Annotated in this window: 21 protein-coding genes, 1 tRNA gene and 1 pseudogene; 4 read left to right on the forward strand and 19 right to left on the reverse strand. The window is 61.6% G+C overall.

The features are described 5' to 3' along the window. The 12 genes and pseudogenes from OUZ52_RS13425 to OUZ52_RS13480 all read right to left on the reverse strand — a co-directional run. On the reverse strand, positions 1-283 hold a 283-nt coding region (locus tag OUZ52_RS13425; RefSeq protein ID WP_266158912.1), incomplete at its 3' end, for a HisA/HisF-related TIM barrel protein. Next, on the reverse strand, positions 277-1005 hold the full coding sequence (hisA, locus tag OUZ52_RS13430; RefSeq protein WP_266158914.1) for a 1-(5-phosphoribosyl)-5-[(5-phosphoribosylamino)methylideneamino]imidazole-4-carboxamide isomerase: 729 nt from the start codon (positions 1003-1005) through the stop codon (positions 277-279). The genes OUZ52_RS13425 and hisA, both read right to left, overlap by 7 nt. Before the next feature lie 13 nt (positions 1006-1018). Further along, complete coding sequence (gene hisH, locus OUZ52_RS13435) at positions 1019-1609, reverse strand: imidazole glycerol phosphate synthase subunit HisH (protein ID WP_266158915.1); 591 nt, start codon at positions 1607-1609, stop codon at positions 1019-1021. After that, positions 1609-2673 (reverse strand): bifunctional histidinol-phosphatase/imidazoleglycerol-phosphate dehydratase HisB, encoded by a 1065-nt coding sequence (hisB, locus tag OUZ52_RS13440; RefSeq protein WP_266158916.1) that lies wholly within the window; start codon positions 2671-2673, stop codon positions 1609-1611. Before hisB ends, hisH begins: the two co-directional genes overlap by 1 nt. After that, entirely contained in the window at positions 2670-3731 is a 1062-nt protein-coding gene (gene hisC / locus OUZ52_RS13445) for a histidinol-phosphate transaminase (protein WP_266158917.1), read from the reverse strand. Before hisC ends, hisB begins: the two co-directional genes overlap by 4 nt. Next, positions 3728-5041, reverse strand: a complete 1314-nt coding sequence (gene hisD / locus OUZ52_RS13450; protein WP_266158918.1) for a histidinol dehydrogenase — start codon at positions 5039-5041, stop codon at positions 3728-3730. The genes hisC and hisD overlap by 4 nt, the downstream gene beginning before the upstream one ends. A gap of 28 nt (positions 5042-5069) precedes the next feature. After that, positions 5070-5963: an ATP phosphoribosyltransferase gene (gene hisG / locus OUZ52_RS13455; protein ID WP_266158919.1), complete on the reverse strand. Its 894-nt coding sequence runs from the start codon at positions 5961-5963 to the stop codon at positions 5070-5072. Beyond that, positions 5960-6325 carry a YerC/YecD family TrpR-related protein gene (locus OUZ52_RS13460; RefSeq protein ID WP_266158920.1) on the reverse strand — a complete coding sequence of 122 codons (366 nt, stop codon included), beginning with the start codon at positions 6323-6325 and terminating at the stop codon, positions 5960-5962. The genes hisG and OUZ52_RS13460 overlap by 4 nt, the downstream gene beginning before the upstream one ends. A gap of 213 nt (positions 6326-6538) precedes the next feature. Further along, positions 6539-7189: a DUF998 domain-containing protein gene (locus tag OUZ52_RS13465; protein ID WP_266158921.1), complete on the reverse strand. Its 651-nt coding sequence runs from the start codon at positions 7187-7189 to the stop codon at positions 6539-6541. 79 nt (positions 7190-7268) lie between these two features. Next, entirely contained in the window at positions 7269-9149 is a 1881-nt protein-coding gene (locus OUZ52_RS13470; protein WP_266158922.1) for an HAL/PAL/TAL family ammonia-lyase, read from the reverse strand. A gap of 3 nt (positions 9150-9152) precedes the next feature. After that, entirely contained in the window at positions 9153-9452 is a 300-nt protein-coding gene (locus OUZ52_RS13475) for a hypothetical protein (RefSeq protein ID WP_266158923.1), read from the reverse strand. Between the two features lie 10 nt (positions 9453-9462). Continuing rightward, positions 9463-10771, reverse strand: a pseudogene (locus OUZ52_RS13480) (histidine--tRNA ligase). A 165-nt stretch (positions 10772-10936) separates the two neighbouring features. Here OUZ52_RS13480 and OUZ52_RS13485 point away from each other — a divergent pair. Both OUZ52_RS13485 and OUZ52_RS13490 read left to right on the forward strand, forming a co-directional pair. Next, positions 10937-11013, forward strand: a tRNA-Pro gene (locus OUZ52_RS13485). Between the two features lie 203 nt (positions 11014-11216). Further along, on the forward strand, positions 11217-11999 hold the full coding sequence (locus OUZ52_RS13490) for a DUF4349 domain-containing protein (protein WP_266158924.1): 783 nt from the start codon (positions 11217-11219) through the stop codon (positions 11997-11999). A 76-nt stretch (positions 12000-12075) separates the two neighbouring features. Here the strand turns inward: OUZ52_RS13490 and OUZ52_RS13495 are convergent, their stop codons facing one another. The 7 genes from OUZ52_RS13495 to OUZ52_RS13525 all read right to left on the reverse strand — a co-directional run bounded on the left by OUZ52_RS13495 (position 12076) and on the right by OUZ52_RS13525 (position 19055). Beyond that, entirely contained in the window at positions 12076-12891 is an 816-nt protein-coding gene (locus OUZ52_RS13495; RefSeq protein WP_266158925.1) for a ferritin-like domain-containing protein, read from the reverse strand. A gap of 60 nt (positions 12892-12951) precedes the next feature. Next, positions 12952-14427: an amidophosphoribosyltransferase gene (purF, locus tag OUZ52_RS13500; protein ID WP_266158927.1), complete on the reverse strand. Its 1476-nt coding sequence runs from the start codon at positions 14425-14427 to the stop codon at positions 12952-12954. Positions 14428-14466: 39 nt separating this feature from the next. After that, a complete protein-coding gene (locus tag OUZ52_RS13505; RefSeq protein WP_266158928.1) occupies positions 14467-15192 on the reverse strand; it encodes a CvpA family protein in 726 nt (241 codons plus the stop codon). A 48-nt stretch (positions 15193-15240) separates the two neighbouring features. After that, positions 15241-16317 (reverse strand): SPOR domain-containing protein, encoded by a 1077-nt coding sequence (locus tag OUZ52_RS13510; RefSeq protein ID WP_266158929.1) that lies wholly within the window; start codon positions 16315-16317, stop codon positions 15241-15243. A gap of 77 nt (positions 16318-16394) precedes the next feature. Then, positions 16395-17666, reverse strand: a complete 1272-nt coding sequence (gene folC / locus OUZ52_RS13515; RefSeq protein ID WP_266158930.1) for a bifunctional tetrahydrofolate synthase/dihydrofolate synthase — start codon at positions 17664-17666, stop codon at positions 16395-16397. 25 nt (positions 17667-17691) lie between these two features. Then, positions 17692-18576 carry a DMT family transporter gene (locus OUZ52_RS13520; protein WP_266158931.1) on the reverse strand — a complete coding sequence of 295 codons (885 nt, stop codon included), beginning with the start codon at positions 18574-18576 and terminating at the stop codon, positions 17692-17694. Between the two features lie 53 nt (positions 18577-18629). Then, positions 18630-19055, reverse strand: coding sequence for a MerR family DNA-binding protein (locus tag OUZ52_RS13525; RefSeq protein ID WP_266158932.1), 426 nt, complete (start codon positions 19053-19055; stop codon positions 18630-18632). Positions 19056-19936: 881 nt separating this feature from the next. Between OUZ52_RS13525 and OUZ52_RS13530 the strand changes: the two genes are divergently transcribed. Beyond that, positions 19937-20473 (forward strand): spore coat protein U domain-containing protein, encoded by a 537-nt coding sequence (locus OUZ52_RS13530; protein WP_266158934.1) that lies wholly within the window; start codon positions 19937-19939, stop codon positions 20471-20473. A gap of 9 nt (positions 20474-20482) precedes the next feature. Beyond that, positions 20483-21232 (forward strand): fimbrial biogenesis chaperone, encoded by a 750-nt coding sequence (locus tag OUZ52_RS13535; protein ID WP_266158935.1) that lies wholly within the window; start codon positions 20483-20485, stop codon positions 21230-21232.

Consider the following 21232-nt stretch of genomic DNA (forward strand, 5'->3'; position numbering starts at 1 on the left):
CATGCAGCACGCTGCGCGCCTGCTCCACATTGCGAATACCACCTGCCACGCAAAACGGGATATCGATGACCCGCGCCACTCGCTCGACCCACGCACGGTCGACACTGCGATCCTGCGGGCTGGCGGTGATGTCATAGAACACCAGCTCATCGGCGCCCTCATCACGGTAGCGCATGGCCAGGTCAACGATCTCGCCCATCACCACGTGATCGCGAAACCGCAGGCCCTTGACCACCTTGCCATCACGGACGTCCAAACAGGGAATAATGCGGCGGCTCAACATGACAACGCCTCCTGCACAGTAAAGCGGCCTTCCAGCAACGCTCGGCCAAGAATCACCGCACCCGCACCGGCTTCGCGCGCTGCACGAATATCCTCCAGCGAGCGCACTCCGCCCGAAGCCTGCAGCGTCATCGCCGGAACCGTGGCAGACAAATGGCGGTAAAGCTCAAGATTGAACCCGGCCAACATGCCATCACGATCAATATCCGTGCACAGCAAATGGCGTGCGCCGCGACTTGCATACCAGGGCGCCAACTCATCCAGCGTGCGCGCCTCAAGCTCGGTCCAGCCCGCGCTGGGCAATACCCAGCGGTCATCGATACGGCGCGTATCCAACGCCATGGTCAAGCGCTCGGTGCCATGGGCCGCAAGCCAGCCTGAGACCAGCTCAGGCTCGCGAATCGCCACGCTGCCGAGCACCACCCGGCTGACCCCAGCATTGAATAGACGTTGCACATCGTCTTCACTGCGCACCCCACCGCCCGCCTGAATCTGCATACCGCTTTTGGCAATCGACTCGATCACCGCAAGATTGTCGAGGCTGCCCGAACGCGCACCGTCCAGGTCGACCAGGTGCAACCAGCGCGCTCCGGCATCGGCATAGCTTCGCGCCAACTCGCGCGGGTCGGCGGCATAAGTCGTCTGCTGGGCGTAGTCGCCCTGCTTCAGACGCACTACCCGGCCAGCACGTAAATCGATCGCGGGAATCACGGTGAAAGTCATGTTAGAAGCCATGTCATAGCGCTAGAAAATTCTTCAGCAGCTTCGCCCCGACCTCGGCAGAACGCTCGGGGTGAAATTGCATACCGTGAAAATTATCGTGGGCGATCACCGCAGAAAATTCGCCGCCGTAATCCGCCGTGGCCAGGGTGTAGTCGCCTACCGGCACGGCATAGCTGTGCACAAAGTAAGCCCAATCGCGTTCGCCCAAGCCGCCCAACAACGGATGCGCCTGTTTCACCCGCAGCGAGTTCCAGCCCATATGCGGCACTCGCACCCCCGGCGTTTCGACCAAGCGCAGCACCGGTGCCGGGATCAGCCCGAGACAATCCACCTCCGCCTCTGCCGAACGTGTGCATAGCAGTTGCATGCCCAGACACACACCCAACACCGGCTGGGTCAATGAGCGCATCAGCCCGACCAGGCCCAGCTCATGCAAGCGCGCCATGCCCGGACCAGCGGCCCCGACTCCGGGCAAAATCACTTTATCGGCGGCACGAATCGCCGCGGCATCTGCGGTCAACTCGGCGTCTACACCGAGCCGCTGCAAGGCATAACGCACCGAGCCGATATTGGTACCGCCGGCATCCACCAAGACGATGGCCATTACAGCGATCCTTTCGTGCTGGGAAGCTCGCTCCCTTCACGGCGAATCGCCTGCCGCAAGGTACGTGCAACCACTTTGAAGCAGGCCTCGACCATGTGGTGCGCATTCTCGCCATGCACGGCGAGGTGCAGATTCGCGCCCAGGGTTTCGCATAACGAGCGGAAAAAATGCGGCACCAGCTCGGTCGGCACTTCACCGACCCGCTCACGCGGAAAGCTGCCCTCAAACACAAAATACGGTCGCCCCGATAAGTCCAGGGCCGCACTAGCCTGCGACTCATCCATCGGCAAGGTAAAACCATAGCGACCGATACCGCGTTTGTCGCCCAGCGCCTGTTTTAATGCCTGCCCCAGCGCCAGCGCGCAGTCTTCGATGGTGTGATGTTCATCGATATGCGTGTCGCCATCGCAGTTCAGCTGCAAGGCAAAACCGCCATGCTTGCCGATCTGCTCCAGCATGTGATCGAAAAACCCCAGGCCGGTGTGCGCCTTGGGCTCGGCGACCTGATCCAGATCCACGCTGACCGTGATGCGGGTTTCCTTGGTGTTGCGCACGACGGTTGCCGTGCGCGGCGCATCGAGCATTTGATGGGCAATTTCATTCCAGCCGATGCCTAGCGGACCCACCCGAAAACCACGCACGCCCATATTGGCGGCAAACTGCAAATCCGTATCGCGGTCGCCGATCATCGCCGAGGCGGCACGACTCCAGCTGTCGTCGGCCAGATAATGGCGCAGCATGCCGACACCCGGCTTGCGTGTATCCAGGCCGTCATGTGGAAAGCTGCGATCGATCAGCACTTCGCGAAAACGGATGCCTTGCGAGGAAAAAATGCGCATAAGCAAGGCATGCGGCCCAGCAAAGCTCAGCTCAGGAAAGCGCTCGGTACCAAGACCGTCCTGGTTGGTCACCATCACCAATTCATAACCGCTGGCAACAAAGCGCTGCAGCGCAGCGATCACATCGGGCAATAGCTCCAGCTTTTCATAGCTGTCGATTTGTTCATCGCCCGGCTCTTCGATCAGGCAGCCATCGCGATCGACAAAAAGTATCTTGCGACTCATGCCGCCTCTCCTTGCAAGACCTGAAGCACCCGTGCGTTCTCCTCGGCGGTACCTATGGTGATGCGCAAGGCATCCGCGAGCTGTGGATAGCGCCGCACATCTCGCACCACGATGCCGGCGGCGAGCAGGCGCTGATAGACCTGATCGGCCTGGTCAAAACGCACGGCCAAAAAATTGGTCTGCGAAGGCAGTACTTCGCGTACTCCTGGTAGCGCACGCAAGGCCGCACTCATCCATTGCCGCTGCTCGCGCACCACGCGCAGATGCTCGCCAGCGCTCGCCTTGCCTGCCGGCGAAAACGCAGCCAGCGCCGCGTTCACGCAGGGCAGCGGCAGCGGATACGGCGGAATAATCTTCCGCAACAAGGTAATCACCTCGGCATTGGCCAGTAGGCAACCGATGCGTGCGCCAGCCAGCGCCCATGCCTTGGATAAGGTACGCAGCACCGCGAGGTGTTCGTAACGGTCGATAAGATCAGACACGCTGCCTTCGTCGGTGAACTCGATATACGCCTCGTCCACGACCAGCACAGCCCGCCCAGCCAGGGCTTCGGCCAATCGTTCGATGCTTGCCCGCGGCACCGTTTGTCCGCTCGGATTATTCGGCGTGCAGATAAAAACCAGCTTGACCGCCGGCGTCATCGCAGCCAGCAGCGCATCCACGTCCAGAGAAAAATCCGCCGCCAACGCCGCCTCGATCACCGCGGCGTTTTGAATACGCGCACACACCGCATACATGCCAAAGGTCGGCGGCTGAATCAGGATGGCATCCTGACCGGCTCGGCAAAAAGCACGCACCAGAAGATCGATCGCCTCGTCGCTACCGCGCCCCATCAGCAACTGCTCGTGACGCACACCGTAGAGCTCGGCCAACATCTTCACCAAGGCCGCTGGCTGCGGTTCGGGATAACGATTGCAGCCATGGCCCGCCTCGCCCGTGGGTGCCCACGCCGATTCATTCGCATTAAGAAAGATCTGCCCACCGCTAGCCTCCATGCGTGCGGAGGAATACGGCTGCATGGCGCGAATCTCTGCCCTCGCCAGATCAAGCACGCTCATGCCTGTGCCTCCCGTTCCAATGCATCCAGCCGCAGGGTCACCGCGCGGCGGTGCGCCTCCAACTGCTCGGCGGCAGCCAGCACGGCTGTACACGGGCCAATCGTGCGCAAGCCATCTGCGGTCACTTCCTGCACGGTGATCTGCTTTTGAAAGCTGGCTACCGACACACCGCTATAACTGCGTGCATAACCGTAAGTCGGCAAGACGTGATTGCTGCCGCTGCAATAGTCGCCCACGGATTCCGGTGTCCAGGCGCCGAGAAAAATCGAACCTGCGCTTTCGATCGAGTCAAGCAAGGCGCGAGGCTCGGCGACCTGCAAAATCAAATGTTCGGGTGCGTAACGATTGCTGACCTCAACCGCCTGATTAAGCGAGTCGACAGCCAATAAGCGGCTTTGCGTCAACGCCTGCGCGGCAATCGCACCCCGTGGCAGCTGCGCACATTGACGCTCGACCTCGCTGGCCACCTGATCCAGCATAGCCGTCGAAGGACTTAGCAGAATCACCTGCGAGTCGGGCCCATGCTCCGCCTGCGAAAGCAGATCCGCGGCGACAAACCGCGGATTCGCCAAGGCATCGGCGATCACCAAGACCTCGGAGGGGCCTGCCGGCATATCAATCGCAGCACCATCCGGGTCGGCCGATACCTGCAGCTTGGCCTCGGTCACCCAGGCATTGCCCGGCCCGAATATTTTGTCGCATTTGGGCACCGAGGCAGTGCCATAGGCCATGGCGGCAATCGCCTGCGCGCCACCGAGCTTGAACACCTTGTGTACGCCGGTGAGGCGCGCGACATACAGCACGGCCTCGTCGCAGCGGCCATCCGCACGTGCCGGTGAACACAGCACCACCTCGCGGCAACCGGCAAGCTGCGCAGGCACCCCAAGCATCAACGCCGTCGACGGCAGCGGCGCGCTACCGGCCGGCACATACAAACCGACGCGGGTGATCGGCCGGAGCACACGCTCGACGCGAACCCCCGGGGCGGTATCGACGGCGACCGGTTGTGGCGCGGTCGCACGGTGAAACGATGTAATGCGCTCAGCGGCCTCTTGGATAGCAGCTTTCAAAGCCGGCGCCAGCGCCGCTTCGGCAGCGGCAAATTCAGCCTCACTGACCTCGACCGCATCCAGTGCACAGCGATCATATTTGGCACTGAGTTCCAACAAGGCCTTATCGCCATGCTCACGCACCGTGGCGATGATCTGCTCGACACTCTGGCGCAACACATCGGCGCGTGACTGCGCGGGCCGTGCCAGCGCAGCACCGCGAGCGCGCTCATCCAACACATTCCAATCCAGCCGCTTCATACCATCCTGCCCTTCATAGCAACCGCCCTTAAGCGAGCATTTTCTCGACCGGCAGCACGAACATTTCGCGCGCACCGGCCTTTTTGATTTCCTCCAATTGCCGCCAACTCACCTCGCCGGCGCATAGCGCCTGCAACATGAATTGATCAGGCTGACCGGCCACCGGCAGCAAGGTCGGTTGCGGGCCACCAGGTAATAGACGGGTGATTGCATCCAGCGTGCCACGCGAGGTTTGCAGCAAGAGCAGGCGCGACTCGCGTACCTGGATCACCCCATCGAGCCGCTTCAGCAGCAACTCGATCATGTCGCCGCGCTCATCCGTAGGCAGCATCTGCGGGCCCGCCAGCACCGCCTCGCTTTCCAGCAAGATCTCCGTCTCGCGTAGCTGATTGGCTACCAGGGTGCCGCCGCTTTGCACCAGATCGCAGATGGCATCGGCCGTACCCAGACGCGGGGCGATCTCGACCGAGCCCGCCAGTGTCACCACCCCAGCCTCAATGCCGTGCTCGCGCAGCCACTGCCCGAGCAGCCCGGGATAAGAGGTGGCTATGCGGCTTCCCGCCAGTTGCTTTGGTTCCCGGTAATCCAGCTCTTGCGGCACCGCGATGGATAAGCGGCAACGACCAAAGCCCAGTGGACGCCATTCACTTAGCGGCCCTGCTTCAAGCCCTGCGGTGAGTTGATACTCCTGCAATACATTGCGACCGACGATGCCGAGATCGCAGACACCTTGCGCGATCAACCCCGGGATGTCGTCGTCGCGCACCAGCAGCAAATCGACCGGCTCGCCCTCGCCAAAGCAAAACAGCTTGTCGCGGCTCTGCCGAAAGCTGAGCCCGCAACGATTCAATAGCTCCAGCGCAGGCTCGGTGAGCCGGCCTGATTTCTGCATGGCAATACGTAAACGATCGCGCGGCTTCATGCCGATACCTTTTTGGTCGAGGCCTTGGTTGCATGGGTTTTCTTCGTGGCGGGACGACGGCGCGATGCATGCGCAGCCGCCGCCAGATAACCGCCACTGCCCTGATTGAGATAGCGCGCAACCCGGCCGATGGTGGTGATGCTCACCGCGGTGCGCTCGTGGATTTCGCGATAAGACACCCCGTCCAACAGATACGGCACCACGCGCCAGCGATCTATCAACACCTCCAGCTCGGCCGGCGTGCAGAGGTCATGCAAGAAAGCCGACATCTCATCGGCGTTCTTCAGCGATAGCAAAGCCTCGCAAAGACTTAGCTCGGCTGACTCGCTGGGGGTCTCGGGATCTAGCGATCGACGCTTCATAATGTGCTAACGCAGTAATACAGTGGATCGCATCATACGCACGGCGACGCGCCGCAGCAAGCGGCGACCCGGGCTTTGTCAGGCCGTGTTTAGATATGGCGCGCGCAAGCCACCCAGCGCCTTAGCGCCAGGTGCCCAGCCAAGGCCAAGCCTCGGTTTGATCCGTTGGATTATTCGCAGCGCCAGGCCATCGAAGGCAGCGGCCCGACGCAGTCAGCTGGCCAGTTCGCCGCCCGACTGTGGGGCCATCGAGGCCATTCGCAACCATTGGCATGCAACCCAGCCCAGCCATAGCAGGATCAGGACAATCGGCAGCTTTTGAGCGAATCCACGCGGCAGGCTGCGATCCAGCACCTGCAACCACAGCGCCGCGGTAGCCAGCCAGGCCAGCACGACACCAGGGAGACTGCCGCGACGCCAGCGCAAATCACCCCGCCAACGCGTCGAGAGCAGCAACATGCCGAAGCTTAGGCAAAGAAAGGTTGTCTGTGCCGCCAGCCCATGAATCAACCTGGCGAGGTTCTCGTACCGGGTACCGCTAAAAAGCACGGTGGCCGCCACCGGCGACAGCGTGGCAGCGGCTATCGCGAACAATATCGCGGCAAGCAGGCTGCGCCTTGCGACCGAGGTGACCTGATACCCCGCCCAGGCAAAACCGAACAAGGCGGGGGTCATCAGATAATAGGCAGAACGGACCCATGCCCCGCCAGGGCCAATGAGATAGGCACTCAACGGCATCACGATCGGATCGAGATCGGATCGTGCGAACTGCGCGACACCACAGACCACGGTGAAGACGGTGACCGCGAATAATTGCAGCCACGCTATCGATCGAACCAGCTGAGTCACGGGATTATTCGGCATCGCCCTGAAAGCCTGCTCAATGTCTTATGACCTTGCTCCGCTGCCACCCCTCTGCAGCGGAGCATCCATGACCCAGCTTTTACAAGACGCGGTCGCGCACCAATTCGCACACCTTGCGTACATCTCCATCCATCGCGCGATCGCGCGACATGAAGCCGATGTGCTGGCATAGCGCGGCATGCGCTGCCCGCACCGAAGCACCGGAGTGGAAGTCGCCGACGTTAGCCAGTGCCGCCGTGAGCTGCTTCACCTCATCGGCAAACTGGGCGTAGTGCGGATGATCCTCACGCGGCGCATTGGCAACCTTGCCAGCCAGTGCCTGCCAGTTGCCACGCGCCGCCAGCCGGCGCGCTGCATTAAGCATGGCCTGACGGAAGTCCAGGGCCTGTGCCGCCGTATACAGCTCCAGCGCGAGCACATCGCTGAGATCATCCATCATCTCCAGCACATGACGGGCCTCGTTCGCGCCCATCGACACATGGTCTTCGGCATTCGCACTGGTCGGCACCGAGTAAACACTGGCCGGGTGTGCGCGCGTCGCAAGATCATTGACCAGCGCCGCCGCGGTGTACTGCACGATCATAAAGCCGGAATCGGTACCGTCTTCATTACCGGTAAGAAAGGCCGGCAGGCCGTCGTTGGTCGCCGGGTCGACCAGCTTGTTCAAGCGACGCTCGGAAATCGATGCCAGCACCGGAATCGCCGCCTTGACGTAGCTCATCGCCAGCGCCAACGGCATGCCGTGGAAATGACCTGCCGAAATCACCTGCTCTTCGATGAACTGCGCACCCTCGGCATCCGGGAAGATCAGCGGGTTATCGGTGACCGCATTCAATTCGATGTCAAACACACGGCAAGCCTGCGCCCAGGCATCGCGCACCGCGCCGTGCACCTGCGGCATGCAGCGCAGGCAATACGCATCTTGCGGCTGATGCTTTTTGCCGCCACGGAAGGGTAGAAAACGCGCATAGAACGCTTCGCGTCCATGGCGCTGATTCGCCGGCACCCAATCCCAGCCGATGTCGAAGGTAAGCGCCTGGTCTTCCGGCGTATCCCAGGCTTCGGCAGTCCATGACTTGAAGCGCGGCACGAGGTGATAAGGAATATCGACCAGGGTGCTGTCGACCAACAGCTGGCGCACCCGCGCCGCCGTCTCGACCTGACCCGGATGCGGGCGCAGGGCGTGCACCTCAGGGCGCAACGCGCCGCTGCGGCCGGCAAAGGCATCCAGCGTCATCGAGGCGGCGAGATCGGCCGTATCCAGCAAGTGCTCCAGCCGGTCCAACGCCAGCGCGCCGGTAGCAAGCATCTGCGCGGTGCCGTTATTCAGCGCCAGACCTTCCTTGAAAGACAGCCGAATCGGCGTCAGCCCGGCCCGCTGCAAAGCCTCTCCACCGGGCAAACGCTCGCCCTGATAAAACGCCTCGCCACCACCCAGCAACACAATAGCCAGGTGCGAAAGCGGTGCCAGATCACCGCTGGCGCCGACCGAACCTTTCTCGGGCACCACCGGCACCACGCCGCTATTCAGCATGGCGGTGAGGGCCTGCAAGGTCTCAACCCGGATCCCGGAATGGCCGCGCATCAACGTGTTGATGCGGATAACCAGCATCGCCCGCACCACCTCCGCCGAGAACGGCTTACCGACACATACCGCATGCGTGGTAATCAGGTTGTGCTGCAACTCTTCCAGCAGCGTACCTTCCGGTTTGACGTTGTTGCCGCCCGGCAGCTCGTCGCGCAGACGATGCGCGCCCAGCAACTTGTCGGCGTTGCTGCCGAAACCGGTGGTGACGCCATAGGTGGGTTCGCCGCAACTGACCTTGTCCGCCAGAAAATCGGCCGCGCGCTGCACATGCTTCAGCTGCGCCTGATCGAGCTCAACACTCGCACCCAGCCGAGCCACCGCGACCAGCTGCTTGCGCGTGAGGCTGTTGCCATCCAACAACACCTTAGACATACGTTACCTCTTCAAAGATTGGCAGGTCAGTTCGACACTGGAGACCGTTCCCATGCAGTCACCGAAAAGCTCTCGACGGGTGTCTGGCTGGGTATCAAAGCGATAACCGGCTGGGCAAAGTTTCCCCGCCTGCCGGCTCAATGCATTCTTGACTAACTGTTGCGGATCGCCGCTGCGGCAAGCCGAGAGATCCACCCGGTAGCGTCCATCGGCCAGCGGGCTGGATGAGACATGGACGTATGAAGCACAGCCACTCGTCCACGCCAGCACCGCGATCACACCGGCATAACCCAGGCTACGCATGAGGATCCGCTCACCCCATCGCCTGCTGCTGCTCAAGTTCCACGCGCAGGGTCTTGATCAACTCGCCACGCGCCACTTCGAACTGGTCTTCGCGGCGTAAATCTTTCACCGTAACGACGCCCTTGGCGATTTCGTTCTCGCCAAGCACGACAACGAAGCGGATGCCGGCACGATCGGCATACTTGAACTGCTTGCCGAGCTTGCCGCCTTCCAGCACCACTTCGGTGGCAATACCCGCACCACGCAACTCGTTGGCCAGTTCCAGATAAGCCGGTATGTGCGCCTCATCCATCTGGGTGATCAAGACATCGACCGTGCTATGGGCCGTGCTGATCAAACCCGCATCGCGCAGCTGCCAATAAAGCCGGGTCAGGCCAATTGAAATCCCGACACCCGGCAAATGCATGGTCATTCAACGTGGTTTCGTAAACAGTGCCGGTGTAGTAATCGAGGCCGCGAGCAATCGACAAATTCAGCGCGTAGTACGCCTCCGGCACGCCAAAGGCGTGGATCAAGCCCAGCACTTCTTTCAGCTCGGCCCGCCCCTGTTCCATCGACTCCGGACCCGCACCCAGCGCATCGAGCTTGTCGTAGGCATCCTGCAGCGAGGTCGAACGCAGCTGCACGAAATCAAGGATTTTCTGCGCCACCCCGGCACTCAGGCCAAAGGCCTCGCCGGTGAGCACGTCGCGCACATAGTCAGGGCCGCGCTTGTCGAGCTTGTCGACCTCGCGCAACACCAGGGTTTGCTGCTCACCATCGGCCACGCCCAGGCTTTCGAAGAAGCCGCGCAGTAGCTTGCGGTTATTCAGCTGGATGGTGAAGGCGCCGATGTTCAATTCGCGGAACACGCTATAAATCACCGCCGGTATTTCAGCGTCGTAACGCACCGACAGACTGTCCTTGCCGATCACGTCGATATCGCACTGATAAAACTCGCGGAAACGGCCACGCTGAGCACGCTCGCCGCGATACACACGCTGCATTTGATAGCGGCGGAACGGAAACGAAAGATCGTGCTCATGCTCAGCGACATAACGCGCCAGCGGCACCGTGAGATCAAAGCGCAAGGCCAGATCGGGCTTTTCGCCCTGCTCCAGCGAACCGGTGGACTGCACGAAATAAACCTGGCGCTCGGTCTCGCCGCCGGTCTTGGTCAACAGCACATCGGAAAATTCGATCACCGGCGTTTCTACCGGTAAAAACCCAAAGCGCTCGTAATTACGGCGAATCACATCGAGCATGCGCTGAAACGCAATCTGGTCGAGTGGGAGCAATTCGAGTACACCGGGCATGGTGCGGGCCGGGGTAAGCGCCATGAAATCCTCTACTTACGATGGGGATGAGTGTCTCGCGACAGGCCGCGGACAGCAGCCGCATAGGTTAGCAGAAGGCCACACGGAGCTTTGAGCCAGTCCAGAACAAAAAACCCACCGCCAACAGTTGCCAAGGCCGCAAACGACGATTAAGATACGCGGCTCCCACGGGGTGTAGCTCAGCCTGGTAGAGCGCTACGTTCGGGACGTAGAAGTCGCAGGTTCGAATCCTGTCTCCCCGACCAAAATTCGATAAAAGAGCCGGCTTACAGCCGGCTTTTTTATGTCTGCGTCAGGCAAATCAAGCCTTCGCTTGCGGCGGTTCGCTTTCAGTAGCTCTGCCCGCCGGGCTCCGTCCGTGACACACTTCGCGCGCCGAGCGCACGCCCCACACCCGCGGAGCGGGCGTTTTCTCGACCACCAACAAATCCACGCAAGGGAGTGCGATATGCGCACCGCAATGAAGCACCTGCTTTTGCTGCTTATGTTGGCGAGCCCGCTATTGGGAGGCTGCGCAAAGAAACAGGAATCCCACGCGCAGGCATCGATAAGTGGTGAACAAGCCAAAGCCGGCGCGCAATTGGCCTATGAGCATCGCCTGACCCTGTTGTTGCCGCCCGCCACCATCGAACCGCGCCTGGCGGCGACGCGAGAAGCCTGTGAATCCGCGCGCTTCGGCGATTGCAATGTTATTCGCATCGAACAGTCGGCCGACCGCGCCTCGATCAGTCTGCGTATCGTGCCCACGGGGGTGGAGCCACTGGTGTCGCTGGCCGCGCAAGGCGGCAACGTCGGCACGCGGGAAACCACGGCCGAGGATCTGGGCAACGCGGTGGCGGACAATCGCCGCCAACAGGCCCAGCTCAAGTATCAGCAGCAACGCCTGAGTGAATTGGCGGCGCGAAAGGATATTTCGGTCACCGACCTGATCGCGCTCAGCCGAGAGCAGGCTACGGTAGAAAACAACTTGCAAGAACTCGAGCTGGCGGCGGCCGGCCAACAGCGGCGCATCACCACCAACCTGGTGACGCTGACCTTGCTGCCGACCGGCAGCGAAACCCGCTACTCGCGCCTGGGCACGTCATGGAGCGGCATGCTCGATGAGCTCACCGAAGGCACCGGCAATGCGCTGAACACACTCAGCTACGGCCTGCCCTTCCTGATTCTCGGCTTTCCCTTGCTGCTGCTATGGATCTGGCTGTGGCGCAAGGTCATCAAACGCCGCAACTGAAGGCAAAGAACCAGGCGCCTGGCCGATCGGCCCGACGTCTGGCTTCCACCTCAAATCGCCACGCTCAAGAACACGCTCAGGAAGCCGTGGCCAGCGCCGCCAGCCTGTCGAGCTCTTCCTCGTCAAACCCGGCCTCGATGCGCGCCGGCCGGTTGAACGGGCCACGCAAGGTGTAGCCCATGTAGTCGCGCAGCAAGTCGATAAAGGCTGCGCGTGGATCCAGCCCGTCGCGCTCGCAGCACCAGCGAAACCAGCGCGTGCCCGCGGCGACGTGGGCGACCTCTTCACGCAGGATGACTTCAAGTATGGCGATAGTGCCTTCGTCGCCGACACAGCGCAGGCGCTGGATCATGCCGGGCGTGACATCCAGGCCGCGTGCCTCCAGCACCCGCGGCACCAGGGCCATCCGTGCGGTGTCGTAGAGCGCGGTTTTCTCGGCCATTTCCCACAGGCCGTTATGCGCATCGAAATCGCCATAGACATGACCCAGTTCGGCCAGCCGGCCCGTCAGCATGGCGAAATGCCTGGCTTCATCGTGCGCGCAACTGACCCAGTCACGGTAATAAGCATCGGGTTTGCCACGGAAGCGGTAAACCGCATCCCAGGCCAGATTGATTGCATTGAACTCGATATGCGCCACCGCGTGCACCAGTGCCGCGCGCCCCTCCTCCGAGCCGAGGCCGCGATGCGGCACCTGCCGTTGCGGCACCAGGCGCGGTAACTCCGGGCGACCAGGTGCACCGATCGGCTCGGGCGCAGGTGAGCCAGGATCGGCGCGCAACTCACCGGCCTGTAATGCCTGCCAGGCGGCATGTGTCAGGCGTAGTTTTTCAGCCGGGTCGGTCGCGTCGAGGCATTGCTTGGCGACCGCGTGAAGATCGCCTGCGCTCATACCTTGCCTCTTATGAGCGCGTCAATGCAGCACCACTCTGCGTGCAGAGTGGTGCGCTCATCAAACACTGCGCCGCGCAGCTTTCGCATCGTCGGAACGCAGCATTTCAATCTGCTGGAGATAGGTCTGATCCAGGCCGGTGACGTACTCACCCGAGAAGCATGAGGTATCGAAGTGCTTCAGCTCTTCGTTGCCGTCCTGCACCGCCCAGATCAAGTCGGACAGATCCTGATAAATCAGCCAGTCGGCGCCGAGAATCTTTTCAACTTCGGCAATGCTATGACCCGCCGCAACCAGCTCGGACGCCGCCGGCATATCGATACCGTAGACATTGGGATAGCGCACCGGCGGTGCCGCCGAAGCAAAATACACATTCTTGGCACCCGCATCGCGCGCCATCTGGATGATTTGCCGCGAGGTAGTGCCACGGACGATCGAGTCGTCGACCAGCAAGACGTTTTTCTTGCGGAACTCCAGGTCGATCGCGTTGAGCTTGCGGCGCACGGATTTCACGCGCTCGCCCTGCCCCGGCATGATGAAGGTGCGGCCGATGTAATGATTCTTGACGAAACCCTCGCGGAACGGCACACCCAGCGCCTCAGCCAGCGCACTGGCCGCGGTGCGGGAGGTATCGGGAATCGGCATGACCGCTTCGATGCCATGATCCGGACGCTCACGCAGAATCTTCTCGGCCAGCTTGTAGCCCATGCGCAAACGCGCCTTGTAGACCGACACGTTCTCGATCATCGAATCGGGCCGCGCCAGATACACGTACTCGAAGATGCATGGCGCGTGCACGGCGCTTTCCGCGCACATCCGCGTATGCAGCTGGCCATCCATGGTGATGTAGACCGCTTCGCCCGGCGCCACATCGCGCAATCGCTTGAAGCCGAGCACATCCAACGCCACCGACTCGGAGGCCACCGCGTATTCGCGGCCCTCGGCAGAAACGCGTTCGCCCAATACCAGCGGACGGATGCCATTCGGATCGCGGAATGCCAGCAAGCCATAGCCCAGCAACAACGACAGGCAGGCATAGCCGCCACGCGCACGCGCATGCACGCCCGCCACGGCCTTGAAGATGTGGTCCGGGGTCAGCGCCATCCGGTCCTGAATCTGCAGCTCATGCGCCAGCACATTGAGCAGCACTTCGGAATCGGAATCGGTATTGATGTGGCGGCGGTCGTCCTCGAACATTTCGCGACGCAAGGCTTCGGTATTGACCAGGTTGCCGTTGTGCGCGAACGCGATGCCGTAGGGCGAGTTCACGTAAAACGGCTGCGACTCGGCCGAACCCTCCGAACCCGCGGTGGGATAACGGCAATGGCCGATGCCGATACGTCCGCGCAAGCCGCTCATCGCCGCTTGCCCGAATACGTCGCGCACCAGCCCGTTGCCCTTGTGCAGACGTAGCCGGGCACCGTCGACAGTGGCAATGCCCGCCGCGTCCTGACCACGATGCTGCAACACGGTCAAGCCGTCATAAAGCGCCGATGCCACCTCAGTGGTACCGACAATGCCGATGATTCCGCACATGGTTATAGCCTGTATAAAAACGGATTTAGAAGAAACTGTTTAACCGCCACCCTGACGGTATGCGGGATCGTTTACACGATTCGCCGGATCGTCCACGTTGGCCTTGTCCACGGATGGCGCGCTATGTGCCGGCGCAGGACCGCTACCGGGAAACATGGCTGGCAACACACCCGGCAAAGCAGGCATCGCGGGTAAAGCGGGAAACGCCGACATCGAAGGCATGGAAGACACAGAAGGCATGGAAGGCATCGCGGGTAGGTGATCGAGCAACGCCGGCGGCGACTGCAGATAATGACGCACACCCTCAGGCATGCTTTCGCCCATCCACGCCGCTACGCCCTTGAACTGTGGCAACAAGGCCGACTCACGCCACCAGGGATCGCGGGTGAAGGCGGTAAAGCCAAGCAGAAACACCATCAGCGTAACCAGCAATACACCACGCGCAAAACCAAATACGGTGCCAAGCAAGCGATCCGTGCCGGATAAACCCGTGCTGTAAATCAACTGTTTGACGATAAATCGCAAAATCGCACCGCCGATCAGCACCGTGATAAAGCAGGCGCCGTAGCCGGCAAACACCCGCGCCGATGGCAGCGAGATGCTGTGCGCGAAGTACATGGAGACGCTAGGCCCAAAAGTCCAGGCCACCCAGAACGCCACACTCCAGATCACCAACGCCAGCAACTCGGAAACCAGTCCACGCCAAAGCCCGATCAGCACCGACAGGCCGAGTATGCAGATGATGGTGTAGTCAGCCCAGTTCATGGATTCACCTGCTCAATCGGGCTCTATTTGAAATCAGGCGGTGCAATATCACGGAGCGGCAACAATGTTGCCGTCGATACTGAGCTTAGTCTTGATCTGGTCACGGATGCGCACGGCATCGTCGCGCTGGGTCTGCGGGCCGGCACGCACACGCCATAGCTGTTTGCCATTGGCATTCACCGTATCCACATAACCGTCGAAACCATTGGCGCGCAGCTTGTCACGCAAGGCATTGGCGTCGGCCTGGCTAGCCATCGCCGCCACCTGCACCGCCCAACCGCCCGCACGGGCCGCGGCAGGCGCTGCGCCAGCGGCTGCCACCGGCGCCGGGGCTGCGGCATCTTGGCTCGGGGTGCTGGCACCAGCCTCCAAACGAGCCGGTGCGCCAGGGATCGACTGGGTGATCTTCAACCGCGCAGCCTCTGCCGCCGTACGCGATTCAAAGGGACCCGCCGTCACCAAGGTCAGCTGTTTGCCGGCTTGAGTGATCGAACGGCTGGCCACCGGATAACCCAGGCCCTGCACGCGTTGCATCAGGCTTTGTGCGCTGGCGGCGGAGGCATACGCACTCAGGTTGAGCTTGAAATGCCCCCGCGCCGCCGTTGCTGCCGGCAAGGCCGGAGTCGGGGTGGTGTTCGCCGGGGTATTGGCTGCGGCAACCGTCGCCACATTGGTGGGTACGGGCCGCTCGGTCTTGACCGCCGCACTCTTGCTCGAATTGCTCTGCGCCGGAATCAACGGCTGCATCGGGTTGGGTGTCGGCGTCGTGGCACCGGGCGCGGTCACCGTGGTTGCAGCAGGCTTCTGGCCCGCGCCGGGATCGGTTTCCACATCACGCGGACGGTTGGAGGCGATATTGACGGTGGCGAGTTGGTCGCTGCCAGCCGCCGGACGGGTGCTGCCGGATGCGGCTGGCGTAGGCGCCGGCGCTCCCGCGGCTACCGGCGAAGTGCCCGGCGTCAGGCTCATGGTCTTGGTTTGCAGGTCGCCATCGGGCGCCGGCGGTATCGCCAAACTCACGGTTTGATCCCCGCCGGTAGCCGGCGGACTGCTGGAGAAGAACATCGGCACAAACAGGACCGCCAATGCGATCAGTACGGCGGCTCCCAGCAGACGTGTTTTCAAGACTGACTCCAATAGCGACAAGCGCGGCACGAACCGAGGCGATTATACCCGGACACACCCCGTCACTACGCCCCCGCTCAGCGATCCGATTCAGCGAGCACTGCGGCAGCCACGAAAAACGAGCCAAAGGCGAGCACGCGCTCTCCTGGCCGGGCTGCCGCCCGTGCCGCATGCAAGGCGGTGGCGACATCGGGATAGAGGTCAACATGAGCCTGCGGCAGCGCCTGCCGCAACCGCTCGCCCAACACCTTTGCGGCAAGCCCGCGCGGGGTATCGCGCTCCAGCCCGGCCAGATGCCAGTGATCAATGCGTGCGCCCAAGGCGGCCACCACGGCTTCTACATCCTTATCAGCCAATGCACCGTAGATGGCGTGAACCCGGCCGCGGGGCTGGGCGTCCAGCCATTCAGCCAGGGCGCGCGCCGCTTGCGGGTTATGTCCGACGTCGACAATCAATGCCGGATCGCCGCCCAACAGCTGTAGTCGGGCCGGCACGCGTACAGCAAGCAAGCCTGCACTGACTGCCCCAGCAAAGGCCATGGCGGAAATCGATCCATCGAGTGCGTGCAAGGCGGCAATGGCCGCCGCCGCATTGGCATACTGCACCGGTGCGGCCAGCGCCGGGTCCGGCAGGCTCAATGACAAACCATCACGGTGCCGCCAATGCCAGCCGCTCGCCTGGCGCTCGACCTGGAAATCCACTCCGGCGCGCTCAACGCAAGCCTCGTAGCCACCCAATGCATCGAGCAACCCCTGGGGCGGGTCGAGCTCGCCCACGATCACCGGACGGCCGGCGCGTGCAATGCCGGCTTTCTCGCGACCGATGTTGTCACGCCCCTCGCCCAGCCAATCCATATGATCGAGATCGATCGTCGTGATGACGGCGACGTCGGCATCGATGATATTGACCGCATCCAGGCGACCGCCCAGCCCGACCTCCAGCACCGCGACATCCAGCCCGGCACGGGCGAACAGATCCAGCGCAGCCAGCGTGCCGAATTCGAAATAGGTCAGCGGAATCTCAGCGCGCGCCGCTTCGATGCGCTCGAAGCTGCCGATCAAGGCGGCGTCGTCAGCGTCGCGCCCATCGATGCGCACACGCTCGTTGTAATGCAGCAGATGCGGCGAGGTATAGCAGCCAACGCGCAGATCAGCTGCCTGCAACATGGCCTCTAGCAGGGCCACGGTAGAGCCCTTGCCGTTGGTGCCGCCGACGGTGATCACCCGCCGCGCCAGCGCCGGCGCGCCCATCCGCTGCCATACCGCGCGTACCCGATCGAGGCCCAGCTCGATACTGCGCACATTGACTTGTTCTTGATAAACCAACCATTCGGCTAACGAACGCGACATAGGAACGACCTCAAAAGCAGAAACATCAGCGTCGGCGCAAACGCACGCCACTCACCGCGACCAAGCCCAACAACACCAATGCCATGCCGACGACCTCCATCAGCGTCGGTTGCTCGTGCAGGATCGCCCAGGCCAGCAGCACGCCGACGATCGGCACGCCAAGGCTGGACAAACTAGCCAGCGCCGTCGGCAATTGCCGCAGCACCACCAGCCATAGCCCCCAGGCAACGCTGGAGGCCATCACCACGCTGTACGCCAGCCCCGCGATAAAAGCCGGACTCCAGTCGATCGGCCGTTGCGGCACCAACAACGCCACCACGCAAAGCCCAAGCGCGCCAAACAGCATTTGCCATGCGGTCAGGCTGAGCGGTGTCGGCGCATGACGCTGGAACATGCGCTTGCTCAATACCGTGCCCATCGCCCAGGTACCGCCTGCCCCCATCGCCAACAGCGTGCTTTGCAGGCTGCCCAGACCATGCCACGGCTCGATGATGCAAAGCAGGCCGATGGCGGCAAGCCCCAGGCCTAACCAATGTCGCGCCGCGGGTTTCTCACGCAGGATGCCCCAGGCCAGCAACACCGCCCAGAACGGCATGGTGTAGGCCAGTAAAGCCACATGGCCGGCACCGCCGTCGACCAAAGCCCATTGCCCCAGCCCCTGGAAAGCAGCGGTCTGGCATAAGCCGATCAATGCCGTCGGCAACAACGGCGGCGGCCGCAGTGATTGCCGGGTCACCAACAACACCGCGAACAACAAGGCCGCGCCCAGCACATAGCGCAACGCAGCGAACTCAAAGGGCCCGGCATGCTGCAATATCTGCTTCATCACGATCCAGCTGTAGGCCCAGATCAGGATGACGCTAAGCAAGGCAAGCACCGCGCCGCGCTGCGGATTTGAAGAGTCAGGCATAACCAACGCTTGGCGAATGGGCCATGCAGTCTAACGGCGAGCGGTGTGCGCTCCTACAGCGGCGATTCGTCCGCCACCAGGGCGCGCAAGATCGGACATTGCTCGGGCGAGCCATGACCAGGGCAAGCCTCGATCATCTGCTCAAGGCCATCGCGCACGCGGGTCAGCTCGGCGATTCGCTCATCGATCACCGCCAGCCGCTGCTGTGCGCGCTGCTTCACCGCCTTCACGCCGCGGTGGCGGTCGGCCGACAAAGCCAGCAAATCGCGAATCTCTTCCAGCGTGAAGCCGAGATCCTTGGCACGCCGGATAAAACGCAGTTGGCGTACCGCGCCCTCGTCATAACTGCGATAACCCGAGGCTCGCCGCAGCGGCTCAGGCAGCAAGCCTTCGCGCTCGTAGTAGCGAATCGTGTCGATGGCCACGCCGACGCGCTTGGCGACGGCACCGATGGTCAGGGAAGCTTGAGCTGTATTCATGGCTGCAAGCATAAGCCTTGGACCTAGATCCAGAGTCAAGCATGCCAATCCCCAGCGAAGGCCTTAGCTTGCTGGGATCACTTAACCCGGTCAGCAACGCCGATAACCATGACAGCAGCAAGGCTTAGGAAGGGGGCAGCCGTCTTGAGGCGTAAATCCGCGAACTCCGCCGCCCTATCAAAGGCTGCAAGGTAAAACCCTGGCCGACGGCTGATCGGCATGCGGGCATCGCCAGATAGGACAGCAGGCAAGCCGAACCCTGTTGCCGCCTGAGAACTAGAGATCACGCCTGCAGCGCCCTGCTGCGACCTCCGGCGGCGTAGGCCCACCGCATCGCCGGCCATACGACACCGGCACCCCGGCGCACGCAATATGCTGCATATCACGCAATGTTTTGCGCTCAATGATTGAAACCGAAGAACCCATGAGATTTATCATGCTAAATAAATGTCAATGAATCGCGTTGTCAGTGACATTAGTGAAGATATCGACGCGTGAACCGAATTAAATGATGGCATCGACTTGAGCTCAATAGGATCGATCTTAATCAACCTCCATTTAACAAAACCGCCTACATACCATAGATCTTGTGGAGTACTCTCTCTCCAAAGCACCATGCAGTGACCAATAATCAATAGCCTGGCGCACCGGCTATTCAAAATGGCAATCACGTGATGTAAATTACGAGTCGCTAAAGCCATCATCACGCATTATTCACATATTTGAATGTTACGCGTCTTTAATTTTTTCCGAGCTAATGTCGCAAGATTTTATGTTTCGCGATCTTGTGCCTAATTTCGCGATCTCTTCTCGAATAACAAGGCAATGTCCGAGCCGTATTTGAAGTTCCTGCCCAAATCATCATTAGGGGGAGATCTATCATGTCGCTCAAAAAAGCCCTGCTCGTCACCACCATGCTCGTCACTAGCGGCTTCGTGCTCTCTGCTTCAGCTGCAAGTCCCGCTACGGCCACGTTCCAAGTCCTCATCGTGATCCAGAAAGCCTGCACCGTAACGGCTGGTGCCAGCTCCAATATCAATCTGGGCACCGTGGCCTCCACCGCGCTGAACACGACCGGCAGCAATACCATCAGCGTGACCTGCTCCAAGACCACGCCGTATTACGTCGGCCTGGCCCCCTCGGCGGCCAACGGTGGCACCACCACCGGCAGCGGCGCCATGAGTACGGCCGACGCCTTGCCTGGCAACACTGACAAGGTACCGTATCAACTGAGTTCAACACCGGGGCCCTCCGGCACGATATGGGGCAATACCGCCACCTCAACCACGGTCGGCAATGGCGTCGCTGGCACCGGCAGTGGCGCAGCGCAATCGCTTACCGTTTATGCCACCGCGGCTACCGCCAACTTCACACCTGATAGCTACGCTGACACCGTTACCGTCAATGTGAATTTCTGATCGTCATCCATGAAACGCATTTGGCTGCGACATGTGCTGCGCAACGTTTTGCTTGCCGGCTTGCTGACCGCCGGAGGGGCGAGCGCAAGCGGTTTGCAGGTAGCGCCGACGACCCTCAGCCTAAAGGCTACGCAAAACGCCGATGGGCTCTGGCTTATCAATACCGGCGACAACGTGGTGCACGCGCAGGTGCGCGTATACCACTGGACCCAGAGCGATCAGGCTGATCAGCTTGTTCCCTCGCGCGGCTTGGTGATCAGCCCACCGATGCTGCAGCTCGCTGCCGGTGATCGCCAATTGATACGCGTCATCCGGGCCGGGGCACCACCCAGCGGCACCGGCGCCGTGGAAGACGCCTATCGACTAGCGATCGACGAGCTTCCGATCGATGTGCAAGGTAAGCGCGGGCTGCAGTTCGTACTGCATTACTCGGTGCCCATCTTCATCGAGCCGGCGGCAAACATCACGACCACGTCGCAATTGCAGTGGGAGCTGCAGCGTCAGGGCGAACAAGTGATGCTGCAGGTAAGCAACCACGGCAGCAGCCATGCTCAGTTGGCGGCCCTCAGTTACATCGACACCACCGGTCATCGCACAGAAATCACTCCGGGTCTGCTTGGCTACGTTTTACCGGGCGCCACTATGCGTTGGATGCTGAAGCCCTCCGCCGCGGCGTTTGCCCCTGGCGGCACTCTCGAGGCAATGATCAATGGTGAGAAGGCCGCGCAAAACCTCTCGCTGGCCGATCGCTCTCGCTGA

Source organism: Dyella silvatica (genome assembly GCF_026283955.1).
GTDB lineage: Bacteria > Pseudomonadota > Gammaproteobacteria > Xanthomonadales > Rhodanobacteraceae > Dyella_C > Dyella_C silvatica.